Annotated in this window: 19 protein-coding genes; 14 read left to right on the plus strand and 5 right to left on the minus strand. The window is 68.3% G+C overall.

The window, feature by feature from the left end:
* The first annotated feature begins 41 nt into the window (after positions 1-41).
* The 11 genes from pstC (at position 42) to rnt (ending at position 8,138) form a co-directional block, all read left to right on the plus strand.
* Positions 42-1,010: a phosphate ABC transporter permease subunit PstC gene (gene pstC / locus ACQG3P_RS04350; RefSeq protein WP_068850586.1), complete on the plus strand. Its 969-nt coding sequence runs from the start codon at positions 42-44 to the stop codon at positions 1,008-1,010.
* Positions 1,010-1,885: a phosphate ABC transporter permease PstA gene (gene pstA / locus ACQG3P_RS04355; protein ID WP_068850583.1), complete on the plus strand. Its 876-nt coding sequence runs from the start codon at positions 1,010-1,012 to the stop codon at positions 1,883-1,885. Before pstC ends, pstA begins: the two co-directional genes overlap by 1 nt.
* A 19-nt stretch (positions 1,886-1,904) precedes the next feature.
* A complete protein-coding gene (gene pstB / locus ACQG3P_RS04360) occupies positions 1,905-2,735 on the plus strand; it encodes a phosphate ABC transporter ATP-binding protein PstB (RefSeq protein ID WP_068854606.1) in 831 nt (276 codons plus the stop codon).
* A gap of 52 nt (positions 2,736-2,787) precedes the next feature.
* Positions 2,788-3,492 carry a phosphate signaling complex protein PhoU gene (gene phoU, locus ACQG3P_RS04365; protein ID WP_068854604.1) on the plus strand — a complete coding sequence of 235 codons (705 nt, stop codon included), beginning with the start codon at positions 2,788-2,790 and terminating at the stop codon, positions 3,490-3,492.
* Between the two features lie 130 nt (positions 3,493-3,622).
* A complete protein-coding gene (locus ACQG3P_RS04370; protein ID WP_426804315.1) occupies positions 3,623-3,964 on the plus strand; it encodes an RcnB family protein in 342 nt (113 codons plus the stop codon).
* Positions 3,965-4,186: 222 nt separating this feature from the next.
* Positions 4,187-4,696 carry an RNA polymerase sigma factor gene (locus ACQG3P_RS04375; protein ID WP_068850579.1) on the plus strand — a complete coding sequence of 170 codons (510 nt, stop codon included), beginning with the start codon at positions 4,187-4,189 and terminating at the stop codon, positions 4,694-4,696.
* 81 nt (positions 4,697-4,777) lie between these two features.
* Positions 4,778-5,128, plus strand: coding sequence for an HvfA family oxazolone/thioamide-modified RiPP metallophore (locus ACQG3P_RS04380; RefSeq protein ID WP_068850577.1), 351 nt, complete (start codon positions 4,778-4,780; stop codon positions 5,126-5,128).
* Positions 5,115-5,978, plus strand: a complete 864-nt coding sequence (locus tag ACQG3P_RS04385) for a DUF692 domain-containing protein (protein ID WP_426804316.1) — start codon at positions 5,115-5,117, stop codon at positions 5,976-5,978. The genes ACQG3P_RS04380 and ACQG3P_RS04385 overlap by 14 nt, the downstream gene beginning before the upstream one ends.
* Positions 5,975-6,730 (plus strand): HvfC family RiPP maturation protein, encoded by a 756-nt coding sequence (locus ACQG3P_RS04390; protein ID WP_184124246.1) that lies wholly within the window; start codon positions 5,975-5,977, stop codon positions 6,728-6,730. The genes ACQG3P_RS04385 and ACQG3P_RS04390 overlap by 4 nt, the downstream gene beginning before the upstream one ends.
* Before the next feature lie 76 nt (positions 6,731-6,806).
* A complete protein-coding gene (locus ACQG3P_RS04395; RefSeq protein WP_426804317.1) occupies positions 6,807-7,466 on the plus strand; it encodes a DoxX family protein in 660 nt (219 codons plus the stop codon).
* 84 nt (positions 7,467-7,550) lie between these two features.
* Entirely contained in the window at positions 7,551-8,138 is a 588-nt protein-coding gene (rnt, locus tag ACQG3P_RS04400) for a ribonuclease T (protein WP_068854601.1), read from the plus strand.
* Here rnt and ACQG3P_RS04405 read toward each other — a convergent pair whose 3' ends face one another.
* The 3 genes from ACQG3P_RS04405 to ACQG3P_RS04415 form a co-directional block, all read right to left on the minus strand.
* Positions 8,139-11,096: a two-component regulator propeller domain-containing protein gene (locus ACQG3P_RS04405; protein ID WP_426804356.1), complete on the minus strand. Its 2,958-nt coding sequence runs from the start codon at positions 11,094-11,096 to the stop codon at positions 8,139-8,141.
* A gap of 220 nt (positions 11,097-11,316) precedes the next feature.
* Positions 11,317-12,726 (minus strand): ATP-binding protein, encoded by a 1,410-nt coding sequence (locus tag ACQG3P_RS04410; RefSeq protein ID WP_426804318.1) that lies wholly within the window; start codon positions 12,724-12,726, stop codon positions 11,317-11,319.
* Positions 12,723-13,433 (minus strand): response regulator, encoded by a 711-nt coding sequence (locus ACQG3P_RS04415; RefSeq protein WP_095363782.1) that lies wholly within the window; start codon positions 13,431-13,433, stop codon positions 12,723-12,725. The genes ACQG3P_RS04410 and ACQG3P_RS04415 overlap by 4 nt, the downstream gene beginning before the upstream one ends.
* A gap of 218 nt (positions 13,434-13,651) precedes the next feature.
* Between ACQG3P_RS04415 and ACQG3P_RS04420 the strand changes: the two genes are divergently transcribed.
* The 3 genes from ACQG3P_RS04420 to ACQG3P_RS04430 are packed head-to-tail and all read left to right on the plus strand — an operon-like array spanning position 13,652 to position 18,260.
* Entirely contained in the window at positions 13,652-14,890 is a 1,239-nt protein-coding gene (locus ACQG3P_RS04420) for an efflux RND transporter periplasmic adaptor subunit (RefSeq protein ID WP_256947721.1), read from the plus strand.
* On the plus strand, positions 14,887-16,857 hold the full coding sequence (locus tag ACQG3P_RS04425; protein WP_307107199.1) for a MacB family efflux pump subunit: 1,971 nt from the start codon (positions 14,887-14,889) through the stop codon (positions 16,855-16,857). Before ACQG3P_RS04420 ends, ACQG3P_RS04425 begins: the two co-directional genes overlap by 4 nt.
* A complete protein-coding gene (locus ACQG3P_RS04430; protein ID WP_426804319.1) occupies positions 16,854-18,260 on the plus strand; it encodes a TolC family protein in 1,407 nt (468 codons plus the stop codon). Before ACQG3P_RS04425 ends, ACQG3P_RS04430 begins: the two co-directional genes overlap by 4 nt.
* A 9-nt stretch (positions 18,261-18,269) precedes the next feature.
* On the opposite strand, the gene rlmB is transcribed toward ACQG3P_RS04430, so the two are convergent.
* The gene (gene rlmB, locus ACQG3P_RS04435) at positions 18,270-19,013 is read right to left on the minus strand and encodes a 23S rRNA (guanosine(2251)-2'-O)-methyltransferase RlmB (RefSeq protein ID WP_068850558.1); all 744 of its coding nucleotides are present in this window, start codon (positions 19,011-19,013) and stop codon (positions 18,270-18,272) included.
* An 85-nt stretch (positions 19,014-19,098) separates the two neighbouring features.
* Positions 19,099-19,569, minus strand: a complete 471-nt coding sequence (locus ACQG3P_RS04440) for a GFA family protein (RefSeq protein WP_068850556.1) — start codon at positions 19,567-19,569, stop codon at positions 19,099-19,101.
* Positions 19,570-19,582 lie beyond the last annotated feature (13 nt).

Below are 19,582 nucleotides of genomic sequence, written 5' to 3' on the forward strand. Positions count from 1 at the left end.
TCGCGGGCCTGCCCCCTACCTAACGGGCCCCAGCCTTACCCATGAATGCCATCGCCCAGCCTGTTCCCGCACCGTCCACCCGCGACCTGCGTGACGCCCGCAATGACAAACTGTTCCGGTGGGTGCTGATCGCCACCGTCGTCCTGGTCCTGGTCGCCCTGGCCTGCGCCGCGCTCTCGATGCTGTGGGGCGGCCGCCATGCCCTGCAGGAGCAGGGCCTGAGCTTCTTCTATTCCTCCGACTGGAATCCGGTGGAGAACAAGTTCGGTGCGCTGGCACCGATCTACGGCACCCTGGTCACCGCCCTGATCGCAATGCTGATCGCGGTGCCGGTGAGCTTCGGCATCGCCTTCTTCCTCACCGAAGTGGCCCCGCGCTGGATGCGCGGCCCGGTCGGTACCGCCATCGAACTGCTGGCCGGCATCCCCTCGATCATCTACGGCATGTGGGGCCTGTTCGTGCTGGTCCCGGTGATGACCGAGTACGTCACCCCCACCCTCAATGAAACCCTGGGCGAATGGCCGATCATCGGCCCACTGTTCCAGGGCCCGCCGCTGGGCATCGGCGTGCTGACCGCCGGCTTCGTGCTGGCGATCATGGTCATACCGTTCATCTCCTCGGTAATGCGCGAAGTGTTCCTGACCGTGCCGACCCGCCTGAAGGAATCGGCCTACGCGCTGGGCTCCACCAAGTGGGAAGTAAGCTGGGACATCGTGCTTCCCTACACGCGCTCGGCCGTGATCGGCGGCATCTTCCTCGGCCTGGGCCGTGCGCTGGGTGAAACCATGGCCGTGGCCTTCGTGATCGGCAACAGCGTACGCCTGTCGCCCTCGCTGCTGGAACCGGGCACCACCATCGCCGCGCTGATCGCCAATGACTTCGGCGAGGCCACCGAGACCTACCGCTCGGCGCTGCTGCTGCTCGGCTTCGTGCTGTTCATCGTAACGTTCGTGGTGCTGGCAATCGCCCGCCTGATGCTGATGCGCCTGTCCCGCAAGGAGGGCAACTGATGAGCACCGCCGTCGCCAACAACCCGCAGCCGCTGTACCTGCGCCGCCGCATCGTCAACATCGTCGCGCTGCTGCTGTCCTGCCTGACCGCGCTGTTCGGCCTGTTCTTCCTGGGCTGGATCCTGTTCACCCTGGCCTCCAAGGGACTGGCCGGGATCAACCTGGACCTGTTCACCAAGATGACGCCGCCGCCCATGCAGGAAGGCGGCCTGGCCAATGCCTTCTTCGGCAGCGCGGTGATGTGCGCGCTGGCGATCGCCATCGGCACACCGCTGGGCGTGCTGGCCGGCACCTGGCTGGCCGAGTACGGCAACTTCCGCAAGGCCGGCACGGTGGTGCGTTTCGTCAACGACATCCTGCTGTCGGCACCGTCCATCGTGCTGGGCCTTTTCGTCTACACCCTGTACGTGATGCAGACCGGTGGCCAGTTCTCGGCCTTCGCCGGCGCGCTGTCGCTGTCCTTCATCGTGCTGCCGGTGGTGGTACGCACCACCGATGAAATGCTGCGCCTGGTGCCCTCGCAGATGCGCGAAGCGGCCCTCTCGCTGGGCATCCCGCAGTGGAAGGTCACCGTGCAGGTGCTGTACCGCAGCGCCGCCGCCGGCATCGTCACCGGCATCCTGCTCGCCCTGGCACGCATCTCCGGCGAAACCGCGCCGCTGCTGTTCACCGCCTTCGGCAACCAGTACTGGAACAGCAACGTGTTCCAGCCGATGGCGAGCGTGCCGGTGGTGATGAACCAGTTCGCCGGCAGCCCGTACGAATCCTGGCAGACGCTGGCCTGGGCAGGCGCCCTGGTGCTGACCCTGTTCGTGCTGCTGGTAAGCCTTTCGGCACGCGGCATCCTGCTGCGCAACCGTATCTCCCATGACTGACCTTTCCGCGGACACCGCCATGAACGACCTCACCAATGCCGTGCCGATGCAGCGCATCGCGGTGCCGGCCTCGCATGAATCGCTGGGCAACCCGGCGCCGATCAAGCTGGCCGCCCGTGGCCTGGATTTCTACTACGACAAGTTCCATGCACTGAAGAACATCAGCCTGGAAGTGCCCGAGAAGCGCGTCACCGCGCTGATCGGTCCATCCGGCTGCGGCAAGTCCACCCTGCTGCGCATCTTCAACCGCATCTACGCGTTGTACCCGAAGCTGGAAGCGCGCGGCGAAGTGCTGCTGGATGGTGAGAACATCCTCTCGCCCAAGTACCCGATGAACCGCCTGCGCAGCAAGGTCGGCATGGTGTTCCAGAAGCCGGTGCCGTTCCCGATGACCATCTTCGAGAACGTCGCCTACGGCATCCGCCACCACGAAAAGCTGTCCAAGGCGGACATGAACGACCGCGTCGAACATGCGCTGCGCCAAGGTGCGCTGTGGGACGAAGTGAAGGACAAGCTCGGCCAGAGCGCGCTGGGCCTGTCCGGTGGCCAGCAGCAGCGCCTGTGCATCGCCCGTGCCGTGGCCCTTCGCCCGGACGTGCTGCTGCTCGACGAGCCAACCTCGGCGCTGGACCCGATCTCCACCAGCCGCATCGAGCAGCTGGTGGAAGAGCTCAAGCACGACTACACCATCGTGATCGTGACCCACAACATGCAGCAGGCCGCGCGCGTGTCCGACTACACCGCCTTCATGTACCTGGGCGACCTGATCGAACACGACCGCACCGAAGTGATCTTCTCGCAGCCGAACAAGCAGCAGACCGAGGATTACATCACCGGGCGGTTCGGCTGAGCCAGGCCGTTTGCGCGACGATGCCACCAACCAGACAATCGAGCACATCACAATGAACATTCCGAACGACCACATCGTCAAGAGCTACGACGAAGAACAGCAGCGGCTGGTGGCCGAAATCGTGCGCATGGGCGAAATGTCCGTAGCGCAGCTGGAAGCGGCGCTGGACGTGATCGAGCGCCGCGACGACAACGCTGCCCAGCGCATCATCGCCAACGATGAGGCGATCGACAGCCTGGAGCAGCAGATCAGCCATGACGTGATGCGCCTGGCGCTGCGCGGCCCGATGGCGCGCGACCTGCGCGAGATCCTGGCCGGCCTGCGCATCCCGGCCGACATCGAGCGGATCGGCGACTATGCGGCCAACGTCGCCAAGCGCTCGATCGCGCTGAGCAAAGTGCCGCCGCTGCCGCAGATCCAGGGCCTGCGGTCGCTGGGCCGGCTGGCCGCCCAGCAGGTGCGGCGTGCCATCGAGGCCTACCGCGACAACGACGCCGCCGCCGCGCTGGCGCTGCGCGAGGACGATGCCCGGCTGGACGCGCAGTACACCGCGCTGTTCCGCGAGCTGCTGACCTACATGATGGAAGACCCGCGCAACATCACCCCGTGCACCCACCTGCTGTTCATGGCCAAGAACCTGGAACGCGTGGGCGACCACGCCACCAACATCGCCGAGAACGTGTGGTTCCTGGTGCACGGCGAGCAGGCGCTGCCGCCGCGCGAGAAGCGCGACGAGACCAGTACCGAGCGCCTGTAAGCACGCGCCGGGGCGTGTTACACGCCGATACAGGCCGATACTGCGTATCGGCCTTTTTTAATTGCCTATTCAGCTGAAAAATTCCACTCTGGACCTGCGTTCCACCCCACCGCTCCAGAGGGCCTGCACCATGAAACGTTTCCTCACCGCTACGCTGTCGCTGACCCTGCTTGCCGCGACCGGTTCCGCCTTCGCCGCCCCACCCCACCATGACGACCGCGACAACCGCGATCGCCATGACCAGCGCGATGACCGCAACCATGGCCCGTCGCGCGGGCACGACCGCCACGATCCGCCGCGCCGTGGCGGCCACCTGGACAAGGATCATCGTGGCGCGTACGTAAGCGACTACAAGCGCCACGGCCTGCATGCGCCCAAGCGCGGCCAGCAGTGGCGCAAGGTAGATGACCGCTACGTGCTGATCGCGGTCGCCACCGGCCTGATCGCCGACGTGGTGCTCAACGGCCGTTGATTCACTGGCGACAGCCCAGTCCACGCGACGCGCCGGGTCCTCCCGGCGCGTCTGCGTTTGCGGCCGGGTCATCGCCGTCCCGGAGTGTCGCGAACATCCGGTAATGTCGCGAACGCACCATTGGTACTGAATCCCCGCTGTCTCAGACCGGCGACCCGCGCATCCTTGCGGCCCCGCGCACGCTCTTATCCTGTGCCACGTTGAACAGGATCCGCCGACCGCATGCACCGCCTCTGCCCGCACGAACTTGCCGCCGCCCATCGCGGCGACCGCGCCGCGCTGGACCGCGTCCTGCGACATTCACGCCAGCACCTGCGCCGCTATGCCGAGTACCACTGCGTCATCAATGATGTCGAGGATGCGGTGCAGGAAAGCCTGATCACCGTTTCACGACGGTTGTGCGACCTGCGCCTGGTCGAGTGTTTCACCTCGTGGGCGTTCCGCATCGTCAAGCGCGAGTGCAACCGGCTCAAGCGTGCGCGCTGCCAGTGGCGGCACGAAGAACTGCGCGAGGAGATCCTGCCGCCGGCCCAGCGCGACAACCTGGACCTGCGCCGCGATTGCGCCGCTGCGCTCGAATCGCTGCCCGCCCATTACCGCGAAGTGATCCTGCTGCGCGACCTGGAGGGGTTGTCGATCGCCGAACTGGCCGCACGGTTGGCCACTACCCCCGAAACCATCAAGGCCCGGCTGCACCGCGCCCGCGTCATGGCCCGCGAGTACCTGGCCTGATGTTCCCCGCGTGCCGGCAATCCGGCATGCTTCCCCGGCAACACCCCTGCCCATGAAAGGGCATTACAAGGAGCTTTGCGCATGACCCTCTCCACCAAACACGCTTCCCTGCTGGCCTGTGCCGCGCTTGCCGGCGGCCTCGGCCTGGCCGGGACCGCCTCGGCCCTGTCGATGACCGACCTGGCCCAGGGCTACGCCCTGGCTGCCCAGGCCGCGCCCAAAGCCGATTCCAAGACGGCCGAAGGCAAATGCGGCGAAGGCAAGTGCGGTGCCGACAAGGCCACCTCGCATGCTGCCGACAAGAAGCCCGCAGAGGGCAAGTGTGGCGAAGGCAAGTGTGGCGCCGACAAGACCAAGGCCAAGCCAGCGCCTGCCGCCAAGAAGACCGCCGAAGGCAAGTGCGGCGAAGGCAAGTGCGGTGCCGGGCACTGATCCGCGCACCCGCGTGAGCCCTGCACGCCCACTGCCGTTGCCTGCAACGGCGGTGGGACTGGGGCTGCGCCGCGCCCTGCTCGATGACCTGGAACAGGCACCGCCGGGCGATTTCGATTTCCTCGAGTGCGCGCCGGAGAACTGGATCGGGCTGGGCGGCGTGATGGGCGAGCGCCTGCGCGGGCTCAGCGCGCGCCATCCCCTGACCTGCCATGGACTGTCACTGTCGCTGGGCGGCAGCGCGCCGCTGGACGTGGCGTTCATCGACCAGGTCGGGCGTTTCCTGGACGCACACGGTGTGCGCCTCTACAGCGAACACCTGAGCTACTGCAGCGACGACGGCCACCTGTATGACCTGCTGCCGCTGCCGTTCACCGACGAGGCCATCCGCCACACCGCGGCCCGCATCGCACAGGTGCAGGACCGGCTGGGCCGGCGCATCGCAGTGGAGAATGTATCCACCTACCTCACCCCGCATGCGGCGATGGGCGAACTGGCATTCACCACGGCGGTGCTGCAGGAAGCGGACTGCGACCTGCTGCTGGACGTCAACAATGTCTACGTCAACGCCATCAACCATGGCTTCGACCCCGTCGCGTACATCGATGGCCTGCCTGCCGAACGCATCGTCTGCCTGCATGTGGCCGGGCACTTCGATGAAGCCGATGACCTGAAGATCGACACCCATGGCAGCCCCGTGGTAGGGCCGGTGTGGGCGCTGCTGGAACATGCCTGCGCCCGGTTCGGCCCGCGCCCTGGCCTGCTCGAACGCGACTTCAACCTGCCGCCGTATGCCGAACTGCAGGCGGAGCTGCGGCAGATGCGCCGCATCCAGGATGCGGCGGCATGAGCGACCTGTTGCGTGACCAGCAGTTCGCCCTGACCCGCCACCTGCGCGATCCGGCGCATGAACCGTCGCCTCCCGACCTGGAGCCGCGGCGGCTGCAGATCTACCGCGATCTGCTGTTCAACAACCTGCAGGCGCTGCTGGGCAGCAGTTTCCCGGTACTGCTGCAGATGCTGGACGGCGCGGAATGGCAGGCGCTGTGCCGGCGCTACTTCATCGAGCACCGCTGCGCCTCGCCGTTGTTCACCGAGGTCGCTGCCGAGTTCGTGCAGTGGCTGCAGCGGCAGGACACGCTGCCGCGTCCGTTCCTGGCCGAGCTGGCGCATTACGAATGGGTGGAACTGGCCTTGCAGTCGCAGGATGCGCTACCGCTCGAACCGCCTCGTCCGGATATCGATGCCTGGCGCTGCCTGCTGCAGCGTTCCCCGTTGGCATGGCCTTTGGCGTACCAGTGGCCGGTGCAGCAGATCGGGGCAGCCTTCCAGCCGGTGGACCCGCCGCCCGAACCGACCTTCCTGCTGGCACGCCGGCTGGCCGATGGCCGCATCGTGTTTTCGCAGCTCAGCCCGTTGGCGTGGCAGCTGCTGATCCAGATGGAGGCCCCCGGACACCGCAGCGGCGCCGCGCACCTTGCGCAGCTGGCCGAGGCGAATGGACTGGACCCGGCCGGGCTGGAACCGGCCGGACGTGCCCTGTTGGCGCAGTTGCTCGCGACCGGCGTGATCGGTCCTGCCCGGTCCCCAACCCACGGCTGAACGATGCCGCCGGCGCCCGCATCGTTCATCGCGCGCCGGCCCTCTTCAAGGGACCTCCACTTACCGGGCTGTCCCCATGCATTTCCCCCGCTGCCTTGCTTCCACCCTGCGCCCCCGTCTTGATGGACTCGGCGCCTGGCTTGCGCCACTGGGACTGCGCGTGCTGCTGGCCTGGGAATATCTGGAATCCGGGCTGGAGAAATGGCGAGGGGTGAACTGGTTCGACAACGTGCAATCGCACTTTCCATTGCCACTGCGCTGGTTGCCGGCCGAGTTCAATTGGCAGGCGGCGACGTGGATCGAACTCATCGGCGGCATCTGCCTGCTGCTGGGCGTGGCCACCCGGGCCACCGCCGCGCTGCTGATCGGGCTCACGGTCGTGGCAACCGCCGCCGTCCATTGGCCTGCGCAGTGGGAGTCGCTGGCCACGCTGGCGCAGGGCTATGCGATCAGCGACCAGGGCCAGGGCAACTTCAAGCTGCCGCTGTTGTTCATCGCCATGCTGCTGCCGCTGCTGTTGCAGGGCGCCGGGCGGCCGAGCGTGGATGGCTGGCTGCTCCGGGATCCGCGCGGCCGGGCCGACGCGCTGGCCTGGGGCGGATTGGCGCTGGCCGCCGCCTGGCCGCTGGGGTGGCTGCTGCCGGGTCCGGCCCTGGTGTTGGCCACAGTTGGCACCGCCTTGCTTGGCGTGGCGGTCTGGCACCGCCGCCATGGGACGGTCAGGCCGCTCTGCTAAACTCGCTGCATGACTCAAGACCCCACCCAGACCACCGGCGCGCCGGTGGCCGCTGAAGACATGCCCTCTGCCGCCCAGCGCATGATGGCGACCCGCTTCCGTGGCTTCCTGCCGGTGGTGGTGGATGTGGAAACCGGCGGCTTCGACAGCCAGCGCCATGCGCTGCTGGAGATCGCCGCGGTGCCGATCGAAATGGACGACAACGGCCTGCTCTTTCCCGGGCAGACCGCCAGCGCCCACGTGGTGCCGGCCGAAGGGCTGGACATCGACCCGAAGTCGCTGGAGATCACCGGCATCATCCTCGACCATCCGTTCCGGCTGGCCAAGGCGGAAAAGGACGCGCTGGACCACATCTTCGCGCCGGTGCGCGCGGCGGTGAAGAAGTACGGCTGCCAGCGCGCCATCCTGGTCGGCCACAACGCGCACTTCGACCTGGGCTTCATCAATGCGGCGGTGAACCGGGTCGGGCACAAGCGCAACCCGTTCCACCCCTTCAGCGTGTTCGACACGGTGACCATGGCCGGCATCGCCTATGGCCAGACCGTGCTGGCACGGGCGGCCACGGCTGCCGGTCTTGGGTGGGATGCGGAAGAAGCGCATAGCGCGGTGTATGACACCGAGCAGACCGCCAAGCTGTTCTGCAAGATCGCCAACGCCTGGCCGCGCCCCTGATCAGCCGATCGCGGTGCGGTCGCGGCCTTCGCTCTTGGCACGGTACAGCGCGCGGTCGGCGCGCTGGTAGAGCAGCATCGGGGTGCGGTCCCCGGCCTCCAGTTCGACCAGCCCGGCGCTGAAGGTCACCTGCAGGCCCGGTACGCCGGCCCAGTCCGGATGGTCATGGAAGAGCCCGCGCAGGCGCGCGCAGACCTGTGCCGCTTCGGCCAGGCGGGTGTCGTTGAGCAGCAGCGTGAATTCCTCACCGCCGGTGCGCGCGGGCATGTCCGAATCACGGCAGGCCGACGCGATCACCCGCGCCACTTCGGTCAGCACCACGTCGCCCACGCTGTGGCTGTGCTGGTCGTTCACTTCCTTGAAGTGGTCGATGTCCAGCACCACCAGGCACAGCGGGTGGCCGCTGCGTTGCGAGCGGGCGAAGTCGCGCGCCAGCGCTTCGTCGAACGCGCGGCGGTTGGGCAGCCCGGTCAGCGCATCCTCGCGCGCCTGCCGCTCGAACTGTTCGGCCTGCACTGCCAAACGCGCGGCCAGCTGGGTCTTCTCTTCGTTCAACGCCTGCAGGCTGGCGGTCTGCGCCTTGAGGTCGCGGGTGGCGGCATCGACCTTGCGTGCCAGGCGTACGTTGCTGGCCTTGTAACGCTTGATCAGGTAGCGGTACAACGCCACCAGCCCGGCCAGCAGCAGCAGGCCACAGACGAACTGCACGCTGCGCCGCTGCCACAGGAACGGTTCCACCGTGAACGACCACACCGCCTCGCTGTCGCCCCAGGCGCCGCCCGGGTGGGCCGCGGACACGTGCAGGGTGTAATCGCCCGGCGGCAGGCCGATGAACTCCACGCTGCGCTGCTGGCCGCGTTCGATCCACGCGCTGTCCAGGCCTTCCAGCCGGGTGCGGTAGCGGATGCGTTCGGACATGAGATAGCTCAGGCCCACGTAGCTGATGCTGAGCCGGCGACCACCGGGCAGCGTGTTGTGGTTGGCGCCCTGCCAGTGCAGCGGCACGCCATCGACCAGCACCGTCTCGATCGCCGCCGGCGGCGCCAGCCGTTCGCGGAAGCGCTGCAGGCGCAGCGGGTCCACCGTGCTGAGGCCGCCGGCGGTAACAACCCAGAACGTGCCGTCCTGGCGCAGGATCGCCGAGGGGCCGGAGCTGCCGTTGGCCTGCGAATTGGCCATGCCGTCGATTTCGTTGTAATGCTCGACCTCGATCCGCCGCGTGCGCCCGTCGGCCACGTCGTTGAGCATGGCCATGTCGGTGCGCAGCACGCCACGGTTGCTGCTGATCCAGACGTTGCCGACCCGGTCCGGTACCAGCTGGAACACGGTATCGACCGGCATGCCCTGCTCCAGCCCCACCCGTGACAGGGTGCCGTCCTGGTAGCGGTACAGGCCGCGGTCGCTGCTGATCCACATCGCATCGCCGATCTGCTGGAAACCGAACACACTGCGACCGCCGCCCAGCGGAGTCAGGTCGATGCGTTGCACATGATCGCCGCGCAGCACGCTGATGCCTTCGATGGTGCCCACCCACAGGTCGCCTTCGGCATCGTGGGCCAGCGCGGTGACCAGGCCGGTGGGCATGCCCGGCACGGTCGGCACGGTTACCCCGTTGGCATCGAGACGGGCGACGCCCTTCTGGGTACCGGCCCATACAGCGCCTTCGCGATCCACGCTCATCGCTCGGATGTTGCCGCCGAGCAGGCCGTCGTCGGCACCGTAGCTGCGCAGCATGCGGCCCTGCCCGTCCAGGTGCAGGATGCCGTCGCCAAAGGTCCCCACCCATAACCCGCCTGCATGGTCCTGGGCCAGGCTCAGCACGGACGGTGTCTTGCCGCCGCGGTTGCGCAGCGGCACCGGATGGAACACGCCCTGTGCGTCGCGCCGGTCCAGGCCACTGGCACTGCCCACCCACAGCTGGCGGTCACGGTCTTCCAGCACGGTGCGCACGTAATCGCCGCTGAGCCCGTCACGCTCGGTGAAACTGCTGAACAGCGTTTCGCGCAACCGGTACAGGCCGCCGTTGGCACCGACCCAGATGCTGCCTTCGGCGTCTTCGCGCAGGCTCACCACCCTGCCCCCGGGCAGTGAAAGCCCGGCCGGCAGGCGCTCCACTCCGTGCCGCGACAGGCGCAGCAGCCCCTGGTTTTCGGTCCCAAGCCACAGGTCGCCGTGGCGGTCCTGCAGCATCGAGGTGATGTGCATGCCCGGGGCCAGGCGGTGCTGCAACTGCGGCATGCCATCGAGCATGCGGTAGATGCGCTCGCCAGCCACGATCCACAGCACGCCGTCGGGTGCGCGGTACGGCCACACCAGGCCGTGGCCGAGGCCGTAGCTCTCCGGTGCGCGGCGCAGCACGCCGTCGGTGCCGCGCACCACCAGGCCGTCCAGCGTGCCCACCCAGACCCGGTCCTGCGCATCCACCACCAGCTTGGTGAAGCTCATGGCCATCGGCACGTCGGCCGGCGGCTTCTGGTAGTCGAAGTGGCCGTCGCGGGTCAGGCTGCCGATGCCATTGCCCTCATACAGCAGCCAGAGCCGGCCATGGCTGTCCATCTGCATGGCCTGGATCAGCACCTGCGGGGCCGGCGGCTGGTGTGCGAACACCTGCCAGCGGCCGTCGGCGCTGCGCCGGGTGACGTTGCCGCGCGAATCGCTGATCCACAGCCCGCCCTCGCGGTCGACGAACAGCGCGCCCACCCCGTTGTCGCGCAGGCCCGGCCGGGTGCTGCGGTCGAACACGGTGAAGTCCAGCCCGTTGTAGCGCACCAGCCCTTCCCAGGTGGCGAACCACAGGTGGCCCTCCGGCGTCTGCGCGATGTCACGCAGCGAGTTGTGCGGCAGGCCGTTGCGCGAGGTCCAGACATCGATGGCGTAGTCGCGCAGCGGCGGGGGGCCATCCTGCGCGGCCGATGTGGCCGGCACCCCGAACACCAGGCACAGCAACACCAGCGCCAGGCACAGGCGCTGCACGGTCACTACTGCATGTACCGGCCGCCACCGGTTCCCGCCTCCCCCTTGGCTCATCCGTCAGGATCCGCCAGGGGCGCGGGAAGGGCACGGCGCGGACAGCGCGGCGCCGGGGTGGAAACCAGCCAGATCGGGCGCACTCATGCGGCGAATACGGGCGGGGGTTGCCCATAGTAGGCAAAACCGCGCCCGTTTGCCTCCTGTGCGATCAGCCGGCGCGGGGTGCCGGCGGGCGCGGTGGCGCCGGCCAGTGCACGATGGCCTCCAGCCCGCCCTGCGGATGGTTGCGCAGGTGCAGGGTGGCACCGTCCTTCTCGGCCAGCGCGCGGGCGATGGTCAGCCCCAGCCCGGCCCCGCCCGTCGCCCGCGAGCGCGAGGTTTCCAGGCGCACGAACGGGTCGAACACGGTTTCCAGGTCGTCCTCGGCCAGGCCCGGACCGCTGTCGCGCACCCGTACGCGCACCCCGTCCGCGCTCTGCTCGACCCGCACCCGGGCCGTGCCGCCGTAGCCCAGCGCGTTGTCCATCAGGTTGGAGAACAACCGGTGCATGGCCAGCGGGCGCAGCATCAGCACCGCGCCACTGCCCTGCTCGAAGCGGGCGTCGGCGCCGGCCTCGACCGCGTCCTCGACAAGGCTTTCCAGCAGCGAATCCAGGTCCAGCGCGGCGCGTGGCTCGGCGCTCTCGGCGCTGCGGGCCAGTTCCAGCCCCTCGCGGATCAGCGCCTGCATCGCACCCAGGTCGCCGATCAGGCGCTCGCGCAGGGCTTCGTCGGTTACGTTTTCCAGCCGCAGCCGCAGGCGGGTCACCGGGGTCTGCAGGTCATGGGTGATGGCCGCCAGCATCTGGGTGCGCTCACCCAGCGTGCGCTGCAGGCGCTTCTGCATGGCGTTGAAGGCTTCGGCGGCGCGGCGTACTTCCAGCGGCCCGGTCACCGGCAATGGCGCACGCTGCAGGTCGTCGCCCAGCTCGGCCGCGGCCGAGGCCAGCCGCTGCAGCGGCGCGCTGGCGATGCGCGCAACCACGTAGGCCAGCACGCCAATCGCCAGCACCAGCAGGGTCAGGAACAGCGGGTCCACCGCGAGGATGCCGTTGTGGGCGATGGCCGGCGATTCCAGCGCCAGCGACAGCACCGTGCCGTCGCTGAGCGGGACCTGCACCGCGCGGCACTTGGGCGGGATGAAGGCCGGGTCGCGTTCGTGCGGCGGCCGGCGCCGCTGCTGCTGCGGAGGGGGCGGCAACAGTTCCTGCGCCTTGGGCAGGCACGAACGGAACGAGGTGAAATGCACGGTGGCATGCGCCACCGGGCCCGGGCGGTCGTCGAGGATGCCCATCAACGCCGCATCCTCGCGCCCCAGCCGCGCCCCTTCGGGCAGGCTGCGCACCGCCGGCCCGCCCACCGTCAGCAGCCGGTCGCGCAGTTCCGGGTCGCCGTCGAGCATGTTGACGAAGCCCTGCAGCCGATCGGCGATGCGGTTGAGGTTCTGCCGCTCGAATTCCTGCTGCCGCTTGGCACTGGCCAGCATGGTGGCACCGACGGCCGCCACGCTCATGCCCAGCAGCAGGATCACGAACAGCCGACCGACCATCGACGCGAAGAAGCGGCGCAGGCGCATCATTCCAGCGTGACCGCCGTGGCCAGCACATAGCCTTCATTGCGCACGGTCTTGATCAGGCCGTCGCTGCCACCGTCATCGGCCAGCTTGTTGCGCAGCCGGCTGACCTGCAGGTCGATCGCACGGTCCTGCGATTCGTAGCTGCGCCCGCTGCTCAGCGATACCAGCTGCTCACGCGAGAGCACCTTGTTGGCATGCCCGACGAACACCCGCAGCAGCCGGAACTCGGCACCGGACAGCACCACCACGCGCCCGTCCGGGTCGACCAGATGGCGGTGCTCCAGGTCGAAGATCCAGTGCGAGAAGCGCGCGCGGCGGATCGCCAAGGGTTCCAGGTTGGCCGGCAGCGCTTCGGTCCGGCGCAGCACGTTGCGGATGCGCGCGAGCAGCTCGCGCGGTTCGAACGGCTTGCCCAGGTAATCGTCTGCGCCCATTTCCAGGCCGAGCACGCGGTCGATCGGCTCGCTGCGTGCGGTGAGCATGATCACCGGCGTGGTCGAGCGCGCGCGCAGGTCGCGGCACAGGGTCAGGCCATCCTCGCGCGGCAGGTTGAGGTCGAGCACGATCAGGTCCACGTGCTCGCGTTCCAGCACCTGGCGCATGCCCTGGCCATCGCTGGCGGTGCTGACCTGGTAGCCGGCACGACCGAGCTGTTCGGCCAGCAGCTGGCGGATGTCGTTGTCGTCATCGACGATCAGCAGGCGTTGCATCGTAGTGGTGTTCTCCATGCGGCGATGATCCCCTGTCGGGAGCTGAACCGCATCCTCTGGTTTGCGTATGCATGTTTCAAGGCATGCACACGATACAGAAGGACACGTCGGACCGGGGCGTGGTTACGTGCTGTTACATGCCGTGCGTTGAGCCCTCCACAGGCGCTCTTCACAATGCTGACAACGCCGCACGCCGGCCTGTCGAGTTGACGATCATCGTGAAGTCCCGCCTGCCTACCACCCGTCGCGGCCGCGTGCTGCTGTTGATCGCCCTGGCCCTGCTGGTGTGCGGCATTGTCGCATGGACCCTGCGCAAGCCGGGCGCCCCCACCCTGGCCACCAGCCCGGTGACCCGTGGCGACCTGGAACAGACCGTGGAAGCCACCGGCGTGATCGATGCCTACAAGCTGGTCAGCGTGGGTGCGCAGGCCTCGGGCCAGATCAAATCGCTGAAGGTGCAGCTGGGCGATACCGTCAGGCAGGGCGACCTGATCGCCGAGATCGACGCCACCACCCAGCGCAACGCCGTGCTCAACGCGCAGGCATCGCTGGACCAGGTCACCGCCCAGCGCGCGGTGCAGCAGGCCACCCTGCGCCAGGCCGAACTGGAATTCGCGCGTCAGCAGGAAATGCTGGCGGCCGAAGCCACCTCGCGTGCGGAGTTCGACAGCGCCGAGGCCGCGCTCAAGACCGCCCGTGCGCAGGTCAAGGCCTATGACGCGCAGATCCAGGGCCGCCAGACCGAGCTGGGCACCGCCAATGCCAACCTCGCCTACACCCGCATCACCGCGCCGATGGACGGCACCGTGGTCGCGGTGGTGGCCGAAGAAGGCCGCACCGTGAATGCCAACCAGACCGCGCCGACCATCGTGATGCTGGCGCGGCTGGACCTGGTGACGGTCAATGCCGAGGTCTCCGAAGCGGACGTGGTCAAGATCAAGGCCGGCATGCCGGTGTACTTCACCACGCTGGGCGACCCGGATCGCAAGTACCACGCCACACTGCGCCAGATCAATCCGGCGCCGTCGTCGATCGCCAGCGACAGTTCCAGCAGTTCCAGTTCGTCCAGTTCCAGCTCCAGTACGGCGGTGTATTACAACGCCCTGTTCGACGTGGAGAACCCGGACGGCACGCTGCGCATCGACATGACCGCGCAGGTGTCGGTGCTGCTCAAGCAGGCCAAGGGCGTGCTGATCATTCCGTCGGTGGCGCTGGGGCCGAAATCGCGCGATGGCCAATACGTGGTGCGCGTGGCCGATGCCGATGGCATGCCGCAGCCGCGCAAGGTCAGGATCGGCATCAACACCGGTTCCAGCGTGGAGGTGCTGTCTGGGCTGAAGGAAGGCGAGAAGGTCGTGGTCGGCGAAGGCAGCGCCACCCCGGCCGCGTCCGGCAGCGGCAACCGCGGTGGCGCGCAGATGCGCATGGGTGGCCCGGGCATGGGGCCGCGTCGATGAAGACCGCTCCCACGGGCGCGCCGCTGCTGCGGCTGCGTGACCTGCGCCGCGAATTCCCGGCCGGCGACGAAACCATTGCCGTACTGCGCGACGTCAACCTGGACATCGCCGCCGGCGAGATGGTGGCCATCGTCGGCCAGTCCGGCTCGGGCAAGTCGACGCTGATGAACATCCTCGGCTGCCTGGACCGCCCCACCCGCGGCAGCTACCAGGTGGCCGGCCGCGAGACCGGCAGCATGCTGCCGGACGAACTGGCCGAACTGCGCCGCGAACATTTCGGCTTCATCTTCCAGCGCTACCACCTGCTCGGCGACCTCGACGCGCGCGGCAACGTGGAAGTGCCGTCGGTGTATGCCGGCAGCCCGGCGCCGGTGCGCAGCGCGCGCGCCGAACAGCTGCTGCAGCGGCTGGGCCTGGGCGACCGCATGCGGCACAAGCCGGGCCAGCTGTCCGGTGGCCAGCAGCAGCGCGTGTCCATCGCGCGGGCGCTGATGAACGGTGGCGAGGTGATCCTGGCCGACGAGCCGACCGGCGCGCTGGACACCAGATCCGGCGAAGAGGTGATGGGCATCCTCGGCGAGCTGCATGCCGAAGGCCACACCATCATCATCGTCACCCACGACATGTCGGTGGCCGAGCACGCCCAGCGCATCATCGAGATCCGCGACGGCGAGATCATCGCCGACCGCGTCAATCCCAAGGCGCCCAGCTACCGTGCGCAACGCACGCCGACCGTGGCCGCCACCAAGGGCCACAGCTGGCGCGCCGCGCGTGACCGCTTCACCGAAGCATTCCGGATGGCGCTGCTGGCAATGAACGCGCACCGCCTGCGCACCTTCCTGACCATGCTCGGCATCATCATCGGCATCGCCTCGGTGGTATCGGTGGTGGCGATGGGCAACGGCTCGCAGCAGCAGATCCTGCAGAACATCAGCGCGCTGGGCACCAACACCATCGACGTCTACCCCGGGCGCGGCTTCGGCGACATGCGCTCGGCAAGAGTGCAGACGCTCAAGGCCAGTGATGCCGACGCGTTGTCGCGGCAGAGCTACATCGACAGCGTCACCCCCAGCGTGTCTTCGTCGGTCACCGCGCGCTACCGGAACCAGTCGGCCACCGCACAGGTCAGCGGCGTGGGCGAACAGTTCTTCCGGGTCAAGGGCGTGACCCTGAGCGCCGGCAGTTTCTTCGATGCCGATGCGGTGAAGGGGCTGGCGCAGGTGGCGGTGATCGATGAGAACACCCGCACCCAGTTCTTCCCCAACGGCGCCGACCCCGTCGGCCAGGTGATCCTGCTGGGCAACGTGCCGGTGCGCGTGATCGGCGTGGCCCAGCGCCAGAGCATGGGCTTTGGCAGCAGTACCAGCCTGTCGATCTGGGTGCCCTACACCACGGTGATGTCGCGCATGCTCGGCCAGAGCCATGTCTCCAGCATCACCGTGCGGGTGGACGATGCCACCCCGATGGATGCGGCGCAGGCCGCCATTTCCAGGCTGCTGGTCATGCGCCATGGCACCGAGGACTTCTTCCTCAGCAACAGCGCCGAGATCCGCGACACCATCGAGCAGACCACCCGCACGATGACCCTGCTGATCAGCGCCATCGCCGCCATCGCGCTGCTGGTCGGCGGGATCGGGGTGATGAACATCATGCTGGTGTCGGTGACCGAGCGCACCCGCGAGATCGGCGTACGCATGGCGGTGGGCGCGCGGCAGAGCGACATCCGCCAGCAGTTCCTGATCGAAGCAGTGCTGGTCTGCCTGCTCGGCGGCCTGCTGGGCGTGGGCCTGTCGCTGGTGGTGGGCTGGGTGTTCGACACCTTCGCCCCTGATTTCAGGATGCTGTTCTCCACTGCCTCGATCGTGGCCGCGTTTGCGTGCTCCAGTCTGATCGGCGTGGCGTTCGGCTTCCTTCCGGCACGCAATGCGGCCCAACTCGATCCCGTGGAGGCGCTGGCGCGCGAATGAAGACGTCCATCCTGTTATCCACCACCCTGCTGCTGTCGGCCTGCGTCAGCACCGGCCAGTACCAGGTCGACCCGCCCAGCGTGCCGGCCGTGTACGGCCGTGGCGATGCGCAGCGCAACGCGCCTGTGGAAACCTCCAATGCACCCTCCCCGCTGCGGACCGACGTGCGCGACGACGCTTGGTGGACCGGCTTCGGCGACCCGCGGCTGGACCGCGTGATCGCGCGTGCGCTGCAGGCCAACACCGACCTGGCCTCGGCCGGGCTGGCGGTGCAGCGCGCACGCCTGCAGGCCGGGCTGAGCGACAACGCGCTGTGGCCGCAGCCGTCGGGCAGCGTCGGCAGCAGCGGCAATCGCCCGATCGACCAGGGCGCCGACTGGAACCGCAGCAGTTCGGCCGGGGTCTCGCTGCAGTGGGAAATCGACCTGTGGGGCCGCCTGCGCACCCAGCGCGACATCGCGCAGTGGGAAGCCCAGGCCAGCGAGGAAGACCTGCAGAACACGGCACTGCTGGTGATCGGCGACGTGGCCACGCAGTACTGGACCCTGGCGTACCTCAACCAGTCCATCGCGGCCGGCGAAGCGAACTTGGCACGCCTGCAGCGTACCCGGGAGCTGGTGCAGGCGCGCTTCAACGCGGGCGCGGTATCGCGGCTGGAAGTGCGCCAGGCGACCCAATCATTGGAAGCGCAGCGCGCCGCGCAGAGCGCGCTGGAGCAGCAGCGCGTGGCCAGCCGCAATGCGCTGACCGTGCTGCTGGATGGCCAGCCATGGCCACAGGCCGACGAACCGCAGGCGCTGGACAGCGCCGGCAGCCCGGCCATCGCCGAAGGCCTGCCGGCCGACCTGCTGGGCCGGCGCCCGGACCTGCGCGCAGCCGAGCTGCGCCTGCGCAACAGCCTGAAGAACATCAAGGTGACCGCCACCAGCTACTACCCGGCCTTGAGCCTGACCGGCGGGGTGAGCAGCGGCGCGACCACGCTGTCGGATGTGCTGAAGAACCCGGTGGCCTCCCTGGGTGCGGGGCTGTCGCTGCCGTTCCTCAACCTCCGCCAGGCGCAGTTGGATACCAAGATCGCCGGTACCGATTACCAGATCGCGGCCAACACCTTCCGGCGCACGCTGTACACGGCGCTGTCGGAGGTGGACAACGCGCTGTCGGCGCGCACCCAGTTCGCCACCCAGGTGGCGGCGTCGCAGGCGTCGTATGACGAAGCGGTGCAGATCGAGCGCATGTACGAAGTGCGTTACCGGGTCGGCGCCACCGACCTGCGCACCTGGCTGGAAGCGCAGCAGACCCGCCGCGACGCCGAACTCTCGCTGGCGTCGGTGAAGCAGAAACAGCTGGTCAACGACGTGACGCTGTTCAAGGCGTTGGGGGGCAGCGCCAACGGGCCTGTTTGAAGCGGCGCGTCAGCTGCGCTGACGTACCGCTTCAAACAGGCTGACACCGGCAGCCACCGAGACGTTCAGGCTCTCGATGTCGCCGGGCATCGGGATCTTGACCAGGCCGTCGCAGTTTTCGCGGGTCAGGCGGCGCATCCCGTCGGCTTCGCCGCCCAGCACCAGCGCCACGTTGCCCTTCAGGTCGATCGAATACAGCGAGGTGGTGGCTTCGCCGGCGAGGCCGTAGATCCACACGCCCTGCTTCTGCAGGTCCTTCAGGCAGCGCGACAGGTTGGTCACCGCCACCACCGGGATGCGGTCGGCGGCGCCGGCCGAGGTCTTGCGCACGGTGGCATTGACCGTGGCCGACTTGTCCTTGGGAATGATCACCGCAGTGGCACCGGCGGCCGCCGCGCTGCGCAGGCAGGCGCCCAGGTTGTGCGGGTCCTGCACCTCGTCCAGGATCAGCAGCAGGGCCTTGCCCTCGGCCGCCTCGACCAGGCCTTCCAGCTCGTTCTCACCGTAGGTGCGGGCTGCCTGGTAGCGCGCAGCCACGCCCTGGTGGCGGACCGAACCGCCCACGCCATCCAGCGCCTGGGTGTTCACCTTGCGCACGTCGATGCCCTTGCGGCGTGCGTTTTCCTCGATTTCGGTCAGCCGCGGATTCTTCGCGCTCGCCTCGATGAGCACTTCGCGGACGTTCTCGGCATCGTTCTCGATCGAGGAGGCGACGGCGTTGACGCCGACAATCCACTGGCTTTGCTTGCTCATTGCGGGGGCGGGACCGGTACAGGGGGTGGTAATGGTAGAGCATTGCCGGTCCGGCTGCCGCAGCGCCCGGCACCTGCCCGGCCGCTCAACGGGGCCAGCGGGGGGTGTCGTGGTCCGGGTGCTGGTGGGAAACCAGCGTGCGCAGGCGCTCTGCGTCAGGGTCGTCTTCCTGCAGGATCACCTCGAGCGCGCCCAGCTGGTCCACGAACGGCAGCTTGGACTCGGTGCCGTACTGCACGGTCGGCGGCAGCCGTTCAGGCTGATCGAACGCGCCGGCGGCCACGGCCATGCCGTCTTCGCCTTCGTAGGTCAGCGGCGTCCCGCAGTCGGCGCAGAAGCCCCGGCGGAAGTGGTTGGAGGACTGGAACCGGCGCGGCTCGCCACGGGTCCACTGGAAATCGGCCCCGCGTACCGAGACCAGCGGGGCGTAGTACGCCCCGAAGGCCTTCTGGCACATCCGGCAGTGGCAGATGGAACGATCCGGCAGCGCGCCGCGGACATGGAAGCGGACCGCGCCGCATTGGCAACCGCCGGAGAATTCGGGAACCGGGTTCATGGGGCGCCTCCCC

Source organism: Stenotrophomonas sp. SrG, from assembly GCF_050031795.1.
Classification (GTDB): domain Bacteria; phylum Pseudomonadota; class Gammaproteobacteria; order Xanthomonadales; family Xanthomonadaceae; genus Stenotrophomonas; species Stenotrophomonas rhizophila_A.